Below are 14,676 nucleotides of genomic sequence, written 5' to 3' on the forward strand. Positions count from 1 at the left end.
CAGACCGGCGACCGTGCTGCCGCTGCATCGCTGCGCCCAATGCTGCGCCGTCGGCGAATGACCTTGCCGCTACCGTCTCAAACGCTGTTGCCTGGATCCGCATGCCCATGAGTACCCTCGACGACAGCATCCATTTCTACGCGCCGGCCCAGGGCCACGGGCTGCCGCACGACCCCTTCAATGCCATCGTCGGTCCGCGTCCGATCGGCTGGATCGGTTCGCGCAGCGCCGAGGGCGTGGTCAACCTGGCGCCCTACAGTTTCTTCAACGCGTTCAACTACACCCCGCCGATCGTGGGGTTCGCCAGCATCGGCCGCAAGGACAGCCTGCGCAACATCGAGGCCACCGGCGAATTCACCTGGAACCTGGCCACCCGCCCGCTGGCCGAGGCGATGAATGCCAGCGCGGCGATGGTGCCGGCGGAGGTCGACGAATTCGTGCTGGCAGGGCTGGACGCGGCACCTTCGCGGTTGATCGATGTGCCGCGCGTGGCCGCGAGCCCGGTCAGTTTCGAATGCCGGCTGAGCCAGCTGGTGCCGCTGCAGAGCGCAGCCGGCGAATCGATCCAGACCTGGCTGGTGCTGGGCGAGGTGATCGGCGTGCATCTGGCGCGCGCCGCGCTGCGGGACGGGGTCTACGATCCGGCCGCCGTGCAGACCATCCTGCGTGCCGGTGGTCCGGCCGATTATTTCGAAGTGCAGCCGCAGGCGCGCTTCCGCATGCGTCGGCCCGGCCAATGACCGGCTGACCACGCCGATTCGGTCCTGCGCACCTGGCGACTGTTGCCAGCCATGCGTGGTGAAACCTGCGCGACACACTGCAGGCCCCACCTGCAGCCGTTTTCCTTATGTCTATGGCCGTTCCCATGCCCATCACCCCGCAAGAAGCCCTGCAGCGCACCATCGAACACCGCGAAATCTTCCATGACGAAATGGTGGACCTGATGCGCAAGATCATGCGCGGCGAAGTCTCCGACATGATGGTCGCCGCCATCCTCACCGGGCTGCGGGTCAAGAAGGAAACCATCGGCGAAATCGCCGGCGCCGCCACGGTGATGCGCGAGTTCTCGCGCCGCGTGGAGGTGAGCGATCGCCGGCACATGGTCGATATCGTCGGCACCGGTGGCGATGGCTCGCACACCTTCAACATCTCCACCTGCGCGATGTTCGTGGCCGCAGCAGGTGGCGCCAAGGTGGCCAAGCACGGCAATCGCAGCGTGTCATCCAAATCCGGCAGCGCCGATGCGCTGGAGGCGCTGGGCGCAGTGATCGAGCTGCAGCCCGAGCAGGTGGCCGCATCGCTGGCGCAGACCGGCATCGGCTTCATGTATGCGCCGGTGCATCACCCGGCCATGAAGGTGGTGGCGCCGGTGCGGCGCGAAATGGGCGTGCGCACCATCTTCAACATTCTCGGGCCGCTGACCAATCCGGCTGGCTCGCCCAATATCCTGATGGGCGTGTTCCATCCGGACCTGGTCGGCATCCAGGCGCGCGTGCTGCAGGAGCTGGGCGCCGAGCGCGCATTGGTGGTGTGGGGGCGCGACGGCATGGACGAGCTCTCGCTCGGCGCCGGCACGCTGGTTGGCGAACTGCGCGATGGCCAGGTGCGCGAGTACGAAGTGCATCCGGAAGACTTCGGCATCGCGATGTCGGCCAGCCGCAACCTGAAGGTGGCCGATGCAGCCGAATCGCGCACGATGCTGCTGCAGGTGCTGGACAACATCCCCGGCCCGGCCCTGGACATCGTCGCGCTCAACGCCGGTGCCGCGCTGTATGTGGCCGGTGTGGCCGACAGGATTGCCGATGGTGTCGCGCGTGCGAGGGCTGTGCTGGCCGATGGCTCGGCGCGCGCCAGGCTGGAGGCCTATGTGGCCTTCACCCGCCAGATCGCCGCGCAGGCGTGATCGCGCGCCGCCGCAAAGGTCGGGTGTGCGGCCGCATCCCCGCCACCCACCGGGTGCGCCGCATGCGCCGGCACGCCAGCGCAGCGCGCTGTGGCCTTCTTGACCGATAATGCCGGCCCGCCAGGACCCCACACGATGAGCGACATCCTCACTACCATCCTTGCCCGCAAGGCCGAAGAAGTCGCCGAGCGCAGCGCGCGCGTGCCGCTGGCCGAGCTGGTCGCACGTTGCGCCGATCTGCCGCCCACCCGTGGCTTTGCCGCAGCCATGCAGGCCAGCATCGCGGCCGGCGAGGCGGCCGTGATCGCCGAAGTGAAGAAGGCCAGCCCCTCCAAGGGCGTGATCCGGCCCGATTTCCACCCCGCCGACATCGCGGTCAGCTACGAATTCGGCGGCGCCAGCTGCCTGTCGGTGCTGACCGACGTGGACTTCTTCCAGGGCGCCGATGCCTATCTGCGCCAGGCGCGCGATGCCTGCACGCTGCCGGTGCTGCGCAAGGATTTCACCGTAGATCCCTACCAGGTCTACGAAGCGCGTGTGCTGGGGGCCGACTGCATCCTGCTGATCGTCTCGGCGCTGGAAGATGCGCAGCTGGCCGAGCTGTCCGGCCTGGCCATGCAGCTGGAGCTGGATGTGCTGGTGGAAGTGCACGATATCGACGAGCTCGAGCGCGCGGTGCAGGTGCCGGTGCCGCTGATCGGCATCAACAACCGCAACCTGCGCACCTTCGAGGTCTCGCTGCAGACCACGCTGGACATGCGCGCGGCGGTGCCGCGCGACCGCATCCTGGTCACCGAAAGTGGCATCGTCACCCCCGACGACGTGCAATTGATGCGGCGCAACGGTGTGAACGCGTTTCTGGTCGGCGAGACCTTCATGCGCGCGGCCGAGCCGGGCGAGTCCTTGCGTCAGCTATTCTTTGCGCATGACTGACTCGTTTCCCGCCCCGCGCGAAGACGCACCGCTGGTGGTCTTCGACTTCGATCACACCCTGTACGACGGCGACTCCGGCAGCCACCTGTTTGCCTGGTTGATCAAGCGCAACCCGTTGCGCCTGCTGGTGGCGCTGCTGGCCTCGCCAGTCCTCGGCCCGATGGTGGCCATGCTGCCCACCCGCCGCCGCGGTGTGTCCGGCTATGTCTGGATTGCCACCTTCGGCCTGCACCGCGCGCGCGAGTTCAACCGCTTCATCGATGCCTACGTGCTCACGCATGAGGCGCAGATCCGGCAGCGCCTGCTGCCGCATGCGCTGAAGGTGTTCACCGAACATCGCGCCGCAGGCGACCGCGTGGTGGTCGCCACCGGCGCACCGCCCGAGCTGGCGCGCGCCATTCTTGGCTTCGTGGCGCATCAGGACGTGCCGGTGATCGGCAGCCTGGTCGGCCCGCGCCTGGGCGCGGTCACTGCGCGGCGCCACTGCCACAACGAAGAAAAGATGCGCATGCTGCGCGAGCGCGGCTATGCCGACATCGCCATCGCCTATTCGGACAGCACCGCGGACCTGCCGCTGCTGAAGGCTGCGCGCGCACCGGTGGTGGTCAATCCCAAGGCCAATCGCGAGGACCTGTTCCGCCAGGTGCTGCCGGCGGGCACGCCGATCCTCAACTGGGGTTGCCGCGACCGCGGCGGCAAGGCGCTCTAGACCGCGCTGGCCCCTTTGGGGCAGGTGCGGAAGTAGCCACAGGACGCAGATGGACCTCGGAGCGGGCGCGAGTGCCCACACCGGCAGGTGGCGACACATCAGTCCCTCAAGGCGCGTTCCAGGCGAGCGCGACTGGATAAACGGTCGATGCGGCAACCGCATCGACCGTTGGTCTTCAGCCGTTTAGCGCGTGCCGTACAACACGACGGTCTTGCCGCGTGCATGCAGCAGGCCATCGGCCTGCAGCTTCTTGAGCACGCGCCCGGCCATTTCGCGCGAGCAACCAACCAGGCGTGCCAGTTCCTGCCGGGACACGCGCAGCTGGGTGCCCTGCGGGTGGCTCATCGCCTCCGGCTCCTTGGACAGGTCGTGCAGGGTGCGCACGATGCGGTCGGTCACGTCCAGGAAGGCCAGGCGGCTGGCTTTCCTTGTGGTGTCGAGCAGCCGTTTTGAAAGCTGAACACCTAGCGCGTAAAGGATACGCGGAGCATCCGGCGACAAGCTGGTCTGAAACAGCTGCTGCAGGCGCTCATAGCTGATCTCAGCCAACTCGCACTGGGTGCGGGTGCGCAGGATCACTTCGCGGGTATCGGATTCGATGAACAACCCCATCTCGCCGACGAACTCGCCGCTGCCGAAGTAGCCCAGCACCAACTCACGATCGTCATCTTCCTCGGCAATGATGCTCACCGAGCCACTGATCACGTAGTAGAGGGTGCCGGCCGGATCTCCGGGCCGGAACACATCGGTCCGGGTCGGATAGCGCCTGCGGTGGCTGTGGGCCAGAAAACGCTCGATCGTGCCCGCGTCCAGCGCCAGAGAAGGGGTAGCGTTACGTACCGTCGTAGTCACAACCGTCGTGTTTCCTGGGCTCATGGGAGTTCCGCGTGTAATTCCTGAAGCTTAACGGCATGAGTCATGCAAGGTAAACCATTCTCAATGACGGCATTTCGTTGCTGGGATCTTTGGCTCATAATTGACTCCTTTCCCGCCTTCCAAAAGGACAGACCGACGTGGTCAAGCCGTTGCCTCGCCTGAGGCTACAGGGGTTCAACAACCTCACCAAGGCGTTGAGCTTCAACATCTACGACGTCTGTTACGCGCGTACCGAAGAGGAGCGCCAGCGCTACATCGAGTACATCGATGAGCAGTATGACGCCGACCGGCTGACGCAGATCCTGACCGATGTGGCCGAGATCATTGGCGCCAACATCCTCAATATCGCACGCCAGGACTACGATCCGCAGGGTGCATCGGTGACGATCCTGATCTCCGAAGAGCCGGTGATCGACAAGAAGCAGGCCGGCAAGGAGCTGATCTCCGATGCCGTGGTCGCTCATATGGACAAGAGTCATATCACTGTCCATACATACCCGGAGACCCATCCGCAGGAAGGCATCGCCACCTTTCGTGCCGACATCGACGTGGCCACCTGTGGCGTGATCTCGCCGCTGAAGGCGCTGAACTACCTGATCGAGAGTCTGGAATCGGACATCGTGATCATGGACTACCGCGTCCGTGGCTTCACGCGTGACGTGAAGGGCAAGAAGCACTACATCGATCACAAGATCAACTCGATCCAGCAGTTCCTGGCCAAGAACGTGAAGTCGCGCTACGAGATGTTCGACGTGAACGTCTACCAGGAAAACATCTTCCACACCAAGATGCACTTGAAGGACTTCGATCTTGACCAATATCTGTTCGAAGAGCGCGCCAAGAACCTCTCGTTCAAGGAGCGCATGAAGATCGAAACGCTGCTCAAGCGCGAGATCGAAGAGCTGTTCCACGGACGTAACCTGAGCGAATAAGCGCAGCGAACGACGTGCCGGCCTGCCTGCTTGCAGGTAGGCTCAAGATGCAGGGCGGGACGGCCCGCCACGCGATGACCTCGCGTTCCACAGCCGACGGCGGCCCAGTGTGCAGACACTGGGTCGCTTTTTTTTTTGTCCGTTTTTTCTGTCGAGGAGGACCGCAATGCCCTGGATCTATCTCGTAATGGCCGGCCTGTTCGAAATCGGCTTCGCCATGGGCCTGAAATACAGCGACGGCTTTACGCGGCTGTGGCCCACCGTGCTGACGATCGGACTGGCCGGCATCAGCCTGTGGCTGCTGACCCAGGCACTGAAGACCATTCCAGTCGGCACCGGCTACGCGATCTGGACCGGCATCGGTGCATTGGGTGTGACCATTGCCGGCATCGCCCTGTTCGGCGACAGCGCCTCGTGGTCGCGGCTGGCCTGCATCGGGCTGATCGTTGCCGGCGTGATCGGATTGAAGTTGATCAGTTAGTCAGCCCGCTGTGCAGGTGGACGCCCCCGACGTTCGCCAATCCCGAATCCCGAATCCTGGCTAGAGCCGATACGCCACCGTCTTCATCAGCCTGGAGGCCAGGGCCATGGCGCTGGGGATCGGGGGGGGCAGGATGCGGGCGCCGGCCTGTTCTGCGTGGTCGGCGTGGCGGGCTTCGTCGATCTTCATCACGCGCAGGATGGCGCGGCTGCGCTGGTCGATCTCCGGCAGGGTTTCCAGGTGCTCGTCCAGGTGGGCTTCCACCTGACGCTCGGTTTCGACCACGAAGCCCAGGCTCCAGTCGTCGCCGCGCAGTCCGGCCAGTGCGCCGAGCGCGTAGCTGCCGGTGTACCAGAGCGGGTTGAACAGGCTGGGGCGGCTGTCCAGCTCATGCAGGCGGTCGGCGCACCAGGCCAGGTGGTCGGTCTCTTCCTGCGCCGCTTCGAGCAGGTGCTGCTGGGTCTGGGCGTCGCGGGCGACCGCGGCCTGGCCGAAGTACAGGCCCTGCGCGCAGACCTCGCCGACGTGGTTGATGCGCATCAGTCCGGCAGCATGCGCACGCTGGGCGGCCGTCAATTCGGCGTCCGGGGTGTCGGCGGCGGGATTGGGGCGCTGCGCGGGCGGGTTGCCGAACACCGTTTCCAGCGCGCGCTGGGCTTCGATCAGCAGCCGGTCGAGCGGGTTCTGCAGTCGGATGGGTGAGGTCTGGGTCATGTCAGGATTCTGGCCTTCGACCGCGCCGCTGCCAACCGCCAGCCGCTGCCTGGCTGGTCAACTTGCGCCGCGCCGGGCTGTCCCGTACAATCCCGCCTCTTCTGTTTCGCCTTCACAACGCGTGGCAAAGTTCCAGCGGTCATTGCCGCTGCAATCCGCCCGACCACTCAAGAGCTTTCTCATGACTACGTTCACCGCCAAGTCCGAGACCGTCCAGCGCGACTGGTATCTCGTTGACGCCGCCGGCAAGACGCTCGGCCGTCTGTCCACCGAACTGGCCCGCCGCCTGCGCGGCAAGCACAAGCCGGTTTATACCCCTCACGTCGATACCGGCGATTACCTGGTGGTGATCAACGCCGAGAAGATCGTCGTCACGGGTAACAAGCTCAAAGACAAGAAGTATCACCGCTTCACCGGCTACATCGGTAACTTGAAGACCGAGAGCCTGGAGCAGGCGCTGCAGCGCCATCCGGAGCGCGTGATCGAAATCGCCGTCAAGGGCATGCTGCCGAAGGGCCCCCTGGGCCGCACCATGTACCGCAAGCTCAAGGTCTATTCGGGTGCCGAGCATCCGCACGCCGCCCAGCAGCCGCAAGTTCTGGATATCTAATCATGGCTATCACGCAAAACTACGGCACTGGCCGCCGCAAGTCCTCCACCGCTCGCGTGTTCCTGCGCAAGGGCACTGGCAAGATCACCGTCAACGACCGTCCGCTGGACGAGTTCTTTGGCCGTGAGACCGCGCGCATGATCGTGCGTCAGCCGCTGGAGCTCACCAAGAACACCGAAAGCTTCGACATCCTGGTCACCGCGTCCGGCGGCGGCACCACCGGTCAGGCCGGTGCGATCCGTCTGGGCATCGCCCGTGCGCTGGTCGAGTACGACGAAACCCTGAAGTCCGAGCTGCGCAAGGCTGGCTTCATGACCCGCGACGCTCGTGAAGTCGAGCGTAAGAAGGTCGGTCTGCACAAGGCCCGTCGCGCGACCCAGTTCTCCAAGCGCTGATCCATCGCGTTCGCATTGCCCTGGTCCGCCGGGGCAATCGCTGCAGAAGCCCGGCATGCCGGGCTTTTGTCGTTTTGGGGCTTGCGGTGCGCGTGCTCGGTCGCCATCGGTGACACATCCGGGCTGGGTCATGCGATTGCTTGCGGGCAGCAGTGGCTGCGCGGGCTGAATTGAAGCGGCACCGCTCACGGGCTCATCAAGCGGGCTGTCGCTGGATGCGCCTCATCGCGCATGGCGGTGCCGCGGGTGCAGGGTGCGCTATTGATGGATTCCGGTGTTCGCCGGTCGTCCGATGCGGGATCAATCCGGCCTGCAGGCGCGCGCGGTGCGTGGCCCGTTTCGTCTGGCACGAGTTGGGCGCCGAATGGCTGTCGCGCCTGATTCGATCCAGCCAGCGTCGATCGCCGGCAACAAAAAAGGCCCGATCTTTCGATCGGGCCTTTGGTGTCTGGCTGCCCCGGATGGATTCGAACCACCGAATGCCTGAGTCAGAGTCAGGTGCCTTACCGCTTGGCGACGGGGCAATAAAAACGTGTTGTCCCAGAGTATCGCATGCCTGTGCAGGCCTGGATACCTTGGTGGCTATGGGTGGACTCGAACCACCGACCCCAGCATTATGAGTGCTGTGCTCTAACCGGCTGAGCTACATAGCCTAGGGAGCCGGCAATTCTCACGATGCATCCGCGTGTTGTCAAGCATTTCGTTTTCAGCTTGTGAGCCGGGCGTCGCCGTGGCAGAGTCGGTGACAGTAGATTTTCAGGAGTCCGCATCGTGATCGATCCGGACGGTTTCCGGCCAAACGTCGGCATCGTGCTGATGCGAAAGGACGGTCAGGTGTTCTGGGCACGTCGTGTGCGCAGGGACGGCTGGCAGTTCCCGCAAGGTGGCATGAACACCGATGAGACCCCCGTTGAAGCCATGTACCGCGAGTTGCGCGAAGAAACCGGGTTGTTGCCTGAGCATGTGGAATTGCTCGGTGCCACCCCCGGGTGGCTGCGCTATCGCCTGCCAAGCCGTGCGGTGCGCCGCAACGAGCGGCAGGTGTGTATCGGCCAGAAGCAGGTCTGGTTCCTGCTGCAGTTCACCGGCGACGATTCCCATCTCAGGCTCGACCACACCGATACCCCGGAGTTCGATCACTGGCGCTGGGTGGATTTCTGGTATCCGGTCGAGCACGTGGTGATGTTCAAGCGCGGCGTCTACGCGCGTGCGCTCCGCCATCTGGCACCGCTGGCGCAGAGTCTGGCCGGGCCGGCTGCGGTCGGAGCGATGCCGGAGCGTGCGCTGGAGGCGTGGTTGCCGGGCAGCAGCGCAGCCGGTCACGACAGCCCGCGCAAGCGCCCACGCAAGCGGGGCGGGCCCCGGCAGGTCCGGATTAATAATGATTAACGTTTGGAATTGACACCTATTCTCGTTTGCGGTGCAATCAGTGCCGGTCCTCTCCGGATCGCCAGCACCCGACCGATACCGTGTACGTCTGCATCTGTAATGGGGTCACCGACCACCAGATCCGCGAAGCGGCCGAAAACGGCTGCGCCAGCCTGGCCGAGCTGACCATGCGGACCGGTTGCGGGGCCAACTGCGGGTCCTGCCTGGACATGGCGGCCGACCTGTTGAGCCAGGCACATGCGACACGTGCCTTGCCGTTGCCGCTACTGGGGTTGGCCAGCGCCGCCTGAGTTGCTGCGCACGGCGCGATGCCCGTCAGATGGGCGTCGAATGGCCTGTTACGACGGCCTGCTGCAACGTTCCGAGCCGGAAGCTTCGTTGGGCTTGAGCGTCGCCGCCGGAGACAATTCCTGAGGATGCTGCCTGTGCCCGGTCGCCCTTCATCTCGCTCGACCGGTGCCTTTACGCCTTGCGCGGTTGTCGAGCGGCGCGCGCTGCCGATCCTGCCAGGACTTTAACTGCGGCAGATGGTGGATCAATTCCGTCTGTCGATGGTTGCGCCCAGGGTCGCCTGCCAGGTATCACGCAACTGATCACGATTCGCGTTCCTTCATGTGCCGCGCCAACGCGTTAGAGTGCGGCCGGCTCACTGTCTCGGAGACATCGCATGAAGGGCGATACCAAGGTCATCGAGTACCTCAACAAGGTGCTCTACAACGAACTCACTGCGATCAACCAGTATTTCCTGCACGCCAAGATGCTGAAGAACTGGGGCCTGAAAGAACTGGCCGAGCATGAGTACAAGGAATCCATCGACGAAATGAAGCATGCGGACAAGTTGTCCGACCGCATCCTGTTTCTCGAAGGGCTGCCGAATTTCCAGGCGCTGGGCAAGCTACGCATCGGCGAAAACCCCACCGAAATGTTCCGCTGCGATCTGGCGCTGGAGCGCGAGGCGGTGGCGGTGCTGCGCGAGGCGGTGGCCTATGCGGAGACCGTCAACGACTATGTCAGCCGCCAGCTGCTGGTAGACATCCTGGAGTCGGAAGAAGAGCACATCGACTGGCTGGAAACCCAGCTGGATCTGGTCGCGCGCATCGGCGAACCGAATTACCTGCTGACCAAGCTGGACGACTGAAGGCGCATCTTGCCGGGGTGAGCGTTGGGCCGTGGGTGGCGCATGCGCGTGTCATGGCTGATCGTCACCGCGCTGGTGGCTGGTTGTCGGTAGTTCGTCTCTTCGGGCGCCGTGCTTGTCGAATGGCTGCGCGTGGCTTCGCCCGTACCCTCACCCCAACCCCGCTCCCGCCGGAGAGGGGCGAAGCGTTTTCGCCGGTGGAGGCTTGGATGCCTTCGGTGCGGACGCGGGTTTTGAGCAAGGCGTCGATTCGGTGAATGCGCAATTGGTCGAGTGCGCAGTGGCCGGCGCTCGGCTGTTGCTGTCGCCTCGATGACGCTCGTTCGATTACTGGCGCGTGGTGCCGGTAGCGGCCTGCAGGCGGGCCACCTGGCCCAGCAGGGCCAGGCGGGCGCGGGCATATTCGGCGATCACCAGCGCCACCATCACCGAGGGGCGCTCGATGGTGCCGGTGCGGGCGGCCAGTTCGATCCGGCGCGCGGCGTTGGAAACGGCCTGGGCGCCGACGTTGGCGCTGGAGGATTTGAGGGTGTGGGCCAGGTCGCGCAGCTGCATGCTGTCGCGGTTGGCCGCTGCCGCTTCCAGTTGCTCGATGATGCCCGGGGCATCGTCCAGGAACAACTGCAGGATGGTGATGGTGTCTGCGCCAGCGACCTCGTACAGCTCGTCGATGACGCTGCTGTCCAGGATCGGCAGCGCGCGGGCCTGGGCGCCGGCGCTGGCGCTCTCGGGGTCGGCCGGGGTCGCGCCGCTGGTCGAGCCGGGCAGCAACGGCTGCCGCGGTAGCCAGCGCTGCAGGCAGGCATCGAGTTGTTCGCGGGCGACCGGCTTGGAGAGGTAGTCGTCCATGCCGGCGGCCAGGCAGCGTTCGCGGTCGCCGGCCATGGCGTTGGCGGTCATCGCCACGATCGGGATCGGGCGGCCGCCGCTTTCGGTTTCCATCGCACGCCAGCGCCGGGTGGCGGCGTAGCCGTCCAGCACCGGCATCTGGCAATCCATGAAGACCATGTCGTAGCGGGTGGATTCCATGCGGCTCAGCGCCGCTTCGCCGTCGGTGGCGGTGTCGGCGTCAAAGCCCAGCACTGCCAGCAGCTTCTGCGCGACCAGCAGGTTGACCGGGTTGTCCTCGACCAGCAGGATGCGCACTTCGCGTGCGTTGGCCATCGGCAGCGGCAGCGGCTCGGGAATCATCGCCGACACGGGCGCCGGCGCATGCACGGGCCGGGTTTCCGGCGGCAGCACCAGCGTGCGCAAGACCTCGTCCGGGCTCTGGCGCGGTACCAGGGTGGCGTGTTCCTGCAGCTCGCCAGGCACTGGTTCGTCGCCGTAGAGCCAGACCAGCCGGGAACCGCCCATGTCCTCGGGACGGGCCAGCGCGCGATGCACCGCGCGCGCGCTGTAGCGCAACGTGTCGTGGTCGGCGATGACACAGCGGAAGCCTTCGGTCTCGCTGTGGCGGCGCACGCGCTCCAGCGCTTCCTGGGTGGTCTCCATCAGCACATGCGCCACGCCCCAGCCGTCGAGCAGGCGCTTGAGGCGCTGTTGCAGGCGTGCATCGGAGCTGATGACCATCACCCGCGCGGCGTCGACGCCGGTGGCCTGCTGCAGGTCGCCGATGACCTTGAGCAGCGGAATCTCGAACCAGAACGTGGCACCGCGCCCAGGTTCGGACTCCACGCCGATGCGCCCGCCCATCAGGTCGATGATGCGCTTGCAGATCGCCAGCCCCAGCCCGGTGCCGCCGTACAGGCGGGTGGTGGAGGCATCGGCCTGGGCGAAGGAACGGAACAGGCGGGCCTGCTGGTCGGGCGCGATGCCGATGCCGGTGTCGCGCACCTGGAAACGCAGCAGGTGCTGGGCGCGGGTTTCGCCCAGGCGGCGCAGCTGGATATCGATGCTGCCGCGCTCGGTGAACTTGATCGCGTTGCCGATCAGGTTGCCCAGCACCTGGCGCAGACGGATCGGGTCGCCGCGCACCAGCAGCCGCACCGAGGGCTCGATGTCCAGGCCCAGGCGCAACTGCTTGCCATCGGCGGTGCGTTGCAGCAGTTGCACCACGCCGTCGAGCAATTCGCGCAGGTTGAAGGTGGTGATTTCCAGTTCGAGCTTGTTGGCCTCGAGCTTGGAGTAGTCGAGGATGTCGTCGACGATGCGCAGCAGCTGCAGCGAGCTGCCGGTAGCGGTCTGCAGCATGTCGCGCTGGTCCAGGCTGAGCTGGCCGCGCGCGATCAGCTCGAGCATCGGAATGATGCCGTTGAGCGGGGTGCGGATCTCGTGGCTCATGGTGGCCAGGAACTCGCCCTTGGCCAGCGCGGCGGCTTCGGCGGCCTGCTTGGCGCGTACCAGTTCCTGTTCGAGCTCACCGTGGCGTTGCAGCTCCTGTTGCAGGCGCTCGCGGGCCAGTTCGGTCTCGTCCAGGCGCTGCGACAGCTGCCGCTGGGCGCGGAGGCTGCGGTGCGCGGCAACGGCGGCGCACACTGCCAGCACAACGGTCACCGTGGCGGCAGCGGCGGTGACGCTGCGCCAGGGCCCCTGCACGGCGCTCCACTGCAGGGCTGCGCCGGTGGCGGTGGCGATGGCCGCCACGATGGCCAGACTGCTCCAGGCGCGAAGGCCTCCCGCCTGCGCCGTCACTCAGAGCACCGCGTTCGTGAAGTCGAAGTCCAGTTCCTTGCCGACGGTCTGCACCAGGTTGCCCTGGATGAAATCCACGCCGCTCATCCACATGGCCGCGGCGGCCTGCGGATCTTCGATGCGCTGGCCGATGATCAACAGGCCGCGCTGGTGGGCGATGTCGATCACCCCGCGCAACTGGTCGCGCACCGTGGCATTGCCGTGCGCATCGGCAAAGCGATTGGCCATGCGCACGAAGCTCAGCGGCAATTGGCTGAGCAGGGCATTGGCTTCGTCGCCCGGCTCGAACTGGCTGAGGCAGAACTGCACGCCGGCCGGCATCAGCCTGGCGCAGAACTGCTGCACCGTGACTGCGTGGATCAGAGCATCGTCCAGGCGCAGGTCCACGATCAACGATTGCCCGGCCACGCCGCGCTCGGACAGCGCCTTGAGCAGCCAGTCGGCGAACGCGTCGCGCGCCAGGGTGCGCGGGGATTGCGAGACGAACAGCCGCAGCGGCGGGCTGGCGTGCTGGTACAGGTGCAGCAGCCCGAGCGCGTGGTCCATGACCTGCTGGTCGAGATCGGCGATGCGCCCGGCCGCCTCGGCGGCGGGGATGACCTGGCCAGCCGACAGCAGCGTGCCATCGGCCTGGCGCAGCCGCAGCAGTACCTGGTACTGCGCGGTGTCGCCGCCGGCCACCGCCACGATGGGCTGGTAGGCCAGTTCCAGCTGGCCTTCGACCAGGCGCAGTTGTTCCTGCTGCTCGGCCTGGCTGGGCGCCAGATAGGTCTGCACGCCGTCGCTGCGCAGGCGCGCCTGCAGTGCAGTGCGTTCGACCGCCTCCAGCGCGCTGCCGGTGTCGTCGAAGCCCAGGCTCAACGGCGCGGCGCCGATGGCGCAGCGCACGTGCACCGATTCTTCCTCGCGGACCGCAAAGGCATTGGCGGAAAGCCGCTCGCGGATGTCCAGCGCGCGCTGCTCCAGGCTGGCTTCGTCCATCTCCACGCCCAGCAGCAGGAAGCTGTTGTCGTTCAAGCGCGCTAGCGGATACGGGTGCGCGGCACTGGCCAGGCGATGCCCGGCCTGGGTCATCAGGCGCTCGTAGGCGGCGTAGCCGTAGCGCTCACGCAGGCCGAGCGCGCTGGCGATTTCGATGAAGAACAGCCCGCCGGCCTGCTTGCGCTCCAGCGCCTCGCCGAGCAGGTCCATCACGTGGCCGCGCGTGGGCAGGCCGGTTTCCGGATTGCTGCGCGCGCTGATCTGCTCGCCGGCCTGCTGCAGTGCCTGCTGGCGCGCACGGCGGATACGGTTGGAGACCGCCGCGATGAGATGGCGTGGGCGGATCGGTTTGGTCAGGAAATCGTCGGCGCCGCTGTCGAGCACTTCGAACTGACGCTCCGGGTCCGGGTCGCCGGTCAGGAACACGATCGGCAGCAGCTGCTGGCCGGGTTGCTGACGAATCAGGGTGGTCAGGCGGATGCCGTCCAGCTCGGGCATGTGCAGATCCATCAGGATCAGGTCCGGATGGTAGTCCTGGATCGCCTGCGGCACGCTGGCGGCGGTCATTTCGACTTGCGCATGCATGCCGGCGCCATGCAGCACGCTCTGCGCGAACAGGGCCTGCGAGCGGTCGTCTTCGACGATCAGCACGCGATACGGCGCATCGGCCGCGATGGTGTCGCCGCCGTCGGACGTCGTTGCAGGCGCCGCAGCAGGCGGCGGCGCAGCCGAGGTGCGCGGGTTGGCGACGGCGGCCGCGGCCCGCACCGGCGCAAGCGCCGCCGCCTGGCTGGGCGCGGCGGCCGTGGCAGGCGCGGGAATGATCGCGGCGCTCACCGGGGCGGCGCTCTCGGCCGCGCTGGCAGCCTCGTCGGCCCAGCGACGCCAGTAGTCGGCCGGCGGCGTCTCGGCGCGCAACGGGCGATGACGCGTGGCGGTGTCGTCGCGGGTGGTGAAAGGAACCGGATCTCGGGCGGCCAT

Annotated in this window: 15 protein-coding genes and 2 tRNA genes; 11 read left to right on the plus strand and 6 right to left on the minus strand. The window is 66.1% G+C overall.

Annotated elements, in window-relative coordinates; translation table 11 throughout:
* Window positions 1-107: 107 nt before the first annotated feature.
* The 4 genes from HG421_RS00525 to HG421_RS00540 all read left to right on the plus strand — a co-directional run bounded on the left by HG421_RS00525 (window position 108) and on the right by HG421_RS00540 (window position 3,545).
* A complete protein-coding gene (locus HG421_RS00525) occupies window positions 108-740 on the plus strand; it encodes a flavin reductase family protein (protein WP_168968304.1) in 633 nt (210 codons plus the stop codon).
* Window positions 741-865: 125 nt separating this feature from the next.
* Window positions 866-1,903: an anthranilate phosphoribosyltransferase gene (gene trpD, locus HG421_RS00530; protein ID WP_168968306.1), complete on the plus strand. Its 1,038-nt coding sequence runs from the start codon at window positions 866-868 to the stop codon at window positions 1,901-1,903.
* Window positions 1,904-2,038: 135 nt separating this feature from the next.
* A complete protein-coding gene (gene trpC, locus HG421_RS00535) occupies window positions 2,039-2,836 on the plus strand; it encodes an indole-3-glycerol phosphate synthase TrpC (RefSeq protein ID WP_168968308.1) in 798 nt (265 codons plus the stop codon).
* Window positions 2,829-3,545 carry a haloacid dehalogenase-like hydrolase gene (locus tag HG421_RS00540; protein WP_168968310.1) on the plus strand — a complete coding sequence of 239 codons (717 nt, stop codon included), beginning with the start codon at window positions 2,829-2,831 and terminating at the stop codon, window positions 3,543-3,545. Before trpC ends, HG421_RS00540 begins: the two co-directional genes overlap by 8 nt.
* 183 nt (window positions 3,546-3,728) lie before the next feature.
* Here the strand turns inward: HG421_RS00540 and crp are convergent, their stop codons facing one another.
* Window positions 3,729-4,421, minus strand: coding sequence for a cAMP-activated global transcriptional regulator CRP (gene crp / locus HG421_RS00545; RefSeq protein WP_029218612.1), 693 nt, complete (start codon window positions 4,419-4,421; stop codon window positions 3,729-3,731).
* A 137-nt stretch (window positions 4,422-4,558) separates the two neighbouring features.
* Here crp and speD point away from each other — a divergent pair, with 137 nt between their 5' ends.
* Window positions 4,559-5,353, plus strand: coding sequence for an adenosylmethionine decarboxylase (gene speD / locus HG421_RS00550; protein WP_007967854.1), 795 nt, complete (start codon window positions 4,559-4,561; stop codon window positions 5,351-5,353).
* A gap of 166 nt (window positions 5,354-5,519) precedes the next feature.
* Window positions 5,520-5,834 carry a DMT family transporter gene (locus tag HG421_RS00555; RefSeq protein ID WP_168968312.1) on the plus strand — a complete coding sequence of 105 codons (315 nt, stop codon included), beginning with the start codon at window positions 5,520-5,522 and terminating at the stop codon, window positions 5,832-5,834.
* 60 nt (window positions 5,835-5,894) lie between these two features.
* Here the strand turns inward: HG421_RS00555 and coq7 are convergent, their stop codons facing one another.
* Window positions 5,895-6,548, minus strand: coding sequence for a 2-polyprenyl-3-methyl-6-methoxy-1,4-benzoquinone monooxygenase (coq7, locus tag HG421_RS00560; RefSeq protein ID WP_168968314.1), 654 nt, complete (start codon window positions 6,546-6,548; stop codon window positions 5,895-5,897).
* Window positions 6,549-6,729: 181 nt separating this feature from the next.
* On the opposite strand from coq7, the gene rplM reads away from it, so the two are divergent.
* Together rplM and rpsI are read left to right on the plus strand one after the other, a co-directional pair.
* Window positions 6,730-7,158, plus strand: a complete 429-nt coding sequence (gene rplM / locus HG421_RS00565; RefSeq protein ID WP_003483082.1) for a 50S ribosomal protein L13 — start codon at window positions 6,730-6,732, stop codon at window positions 7,156-7,158.
* 2 nt (window positions 7,159-7,160) lie between these two features.
* Complete coding sequence (gene rpsI, locus HG421_RS00570) at window positions 7,161-7,553, plus strand: 30S ribosomal protein S9 (protein WP_005990700.1); 393 nt, start codon at window positions 7,161-7,163, stop codon at window positions 7,551-7,553.
* A gap of 449 nt (window positions 7,554-8,002) precedes the next feature.
* Here the strand turns inward: rpsI and HG421_RS00575 are convergent.
* Both HG421_RS00575 and HG421_RS00580 read right to left on the minus strand, forming a co-directional pair.
* A tRNA-Gln gene (locus HG421_RS00575) sits at window positions 8,003-8,077 on the minus strand.
* Between the two features lie 52 nt (window positions 8,078-8,129).
* Window positions 8,130-8,206 (minus strand) — tRNA-Met (locus tag HG421_RS00580).
* A gap of 118 nt (window positions 8,207-8,324) precedes the next feature.
* On the opposite strand from HG421_RS00580, the gene HG421_RS00585 reads away from it, so the two are divergent.
* The 3 genes from HG421_RS00585 to bfr all read left to right on the plus strand — a co-directional run bounded on the left by HG421_RS00585 (window position 8,325) and on the right by bfr (window position 10,080).
* On the plus strand, window positions 8,325-8,942 hold the full coding sequence (locus HG421_RS00585) for an RNA pyrophosphohydrolase (RefSeq protein ID WP_168968316.1): 618 nt from the start codon (window positions 8,325-8,327) through the stop codon (window positions 8,940-8,942).
* Window positions 8,943-9,022: 80 nt separating this feature from the next.
* Window positions 9,023-9,232 carry a (2Fe-2S)-binding protein gene (locus HG421_RS00590; RefSeq protein ID WP_168968318.1) on the plus strand — a complete coding sequence of 70 codons (210 nt, stop codon included), beginning with the start codon at window positions 9,023-9,025 and terminating at the stop codon, window positions 9,230-9,232.
* Window positions 9,233-9,609: 377 nt separating this feature from the next.
* Window positions 9,610-10,080 carry a bacterioferritin gene (gene bfr, locus HG421_RS00595; protein WP_005990707.1) on the plus strand — a complete coding sequence of 157 codons (471 nt, stop codon included), beginning with the start codon at window positions 9,610-9,612 and terminating at the stop codon, window positions 10,078-10,080.
* Between the two features lie 327 nt (window positions 10,081-10,407).
* Here the strand turns inward: bfr and HG421_RS00600 are convergent, their stop codons facing one another.
* Both HG421_RS00600 and HG421_RS00605 read right to left on the minus strand, forming a co-directional pair.
* On the minus strand, window positions 10,408-12,714 hold the full coding sequence (locus tag HG421_RS00600) for an ATP-binding protein (RefSeq protein ID WP_168968320.1): 2,307 nt from the start codon (window positions 12,712-12,714) through the stop codon (window positions 10,408-10,410).
* Window positions 12,715-14,676, minus strand: coding sequence for an EAL domain-containing protein (locus tag HG421_RS00605; protein ID WP_168968322.1), 1,962 nt, complete (start codon window positions 14,674-14,676; stop codon window positions 12,715-12,717).

It is taken from the genome of Xanthomonas campestris pv. badrii, assembly GCF_012848175.1.
Taxonomy (GTDB): domain Bacteria; phylum Pseudomonadota; class Gammaproteobacteria; order Xanthomonadales; family Xanthomonadaceae; genus Xanthomonas; species Xanthomonas campestris_C.

Excerpts from the sequence above, each read along its gene's own strand:
- HG421_RS00525 (WP_168968304.1), top strand. The coding sequence starts at position 108 with ATGAGTACCCTCGACGACAGCATCCATTTCTACGCGCCGGCCCAGGGC.
- crp (WP_029218612.1), bottom strand. The coding sequence starts at position 4,421 with ATGAGCCCAGGAAACACGACGGTTGTGACTACGACGGTACGTAACGCT.
- HG421_RS00605 (WP_168968322.1), bottom strand. The coding sequence starts at position 14,676 with ATGGCCGCCCGAGATCCGGTTCCTTTCACCACCCGCGACGACACCGCC.
- rpsI (WP_005990700.1), top strand. The coding sequence starts at position 7,161 with ATGGCTATCACGCAAAACTACGGCACTGGCCGCCGCAAGTCCTCCACC.
- HG421_RS00540 (WP_168968310.1), top strand. The coding sequence starts at position 2,829 with ATGACTGACTCGTTTCCCGCCCCGCGCGAAGACGCACCGCTGGTGGTC.
- trpC (WP_168968308.1), top strand. The coding sequence starts at position 2,039 with ATGAGCGACATCCTCACTACCATCCTTGCCCGCAAGGCCGAAGAAGTC.
- rplM (WP_003483082.1), top strand. The coding sequence starts at position 6,730 with ATGACTACGTTCACCGCCAAGTCCGAGACCGTCCAGCGCGACTGGTAT.
- bfr (WP_005990707.1), top strand. The coding sequence starts at position 9,610 with ATGAAGGGCGATACCAAGGTCATCGAGTACCTCAACAAGGTGCTCTAC.
- trpD (WP_168968306.1), top strand. The coding sequence starts at position 866 with ATGCCCATCACCCCGCAAGAAGCCCTGCAGCGCACCATCGAACACCGC.
- coq7 (WP_168968314.1), bottom strand. The coding sequence starts at position 6,548 with ATGACCCAGACCTCACCCATCCGACTGCAGAACCCGCTCGACCGGCTG.
- HG421_RS00555 (WP_168968312.1), top strand. The coding sequence starts at position 5,520 with ATGCCCTGGATCTATCTCGTAATGGCCGGCCTGTTCGAAATCGGCTTC.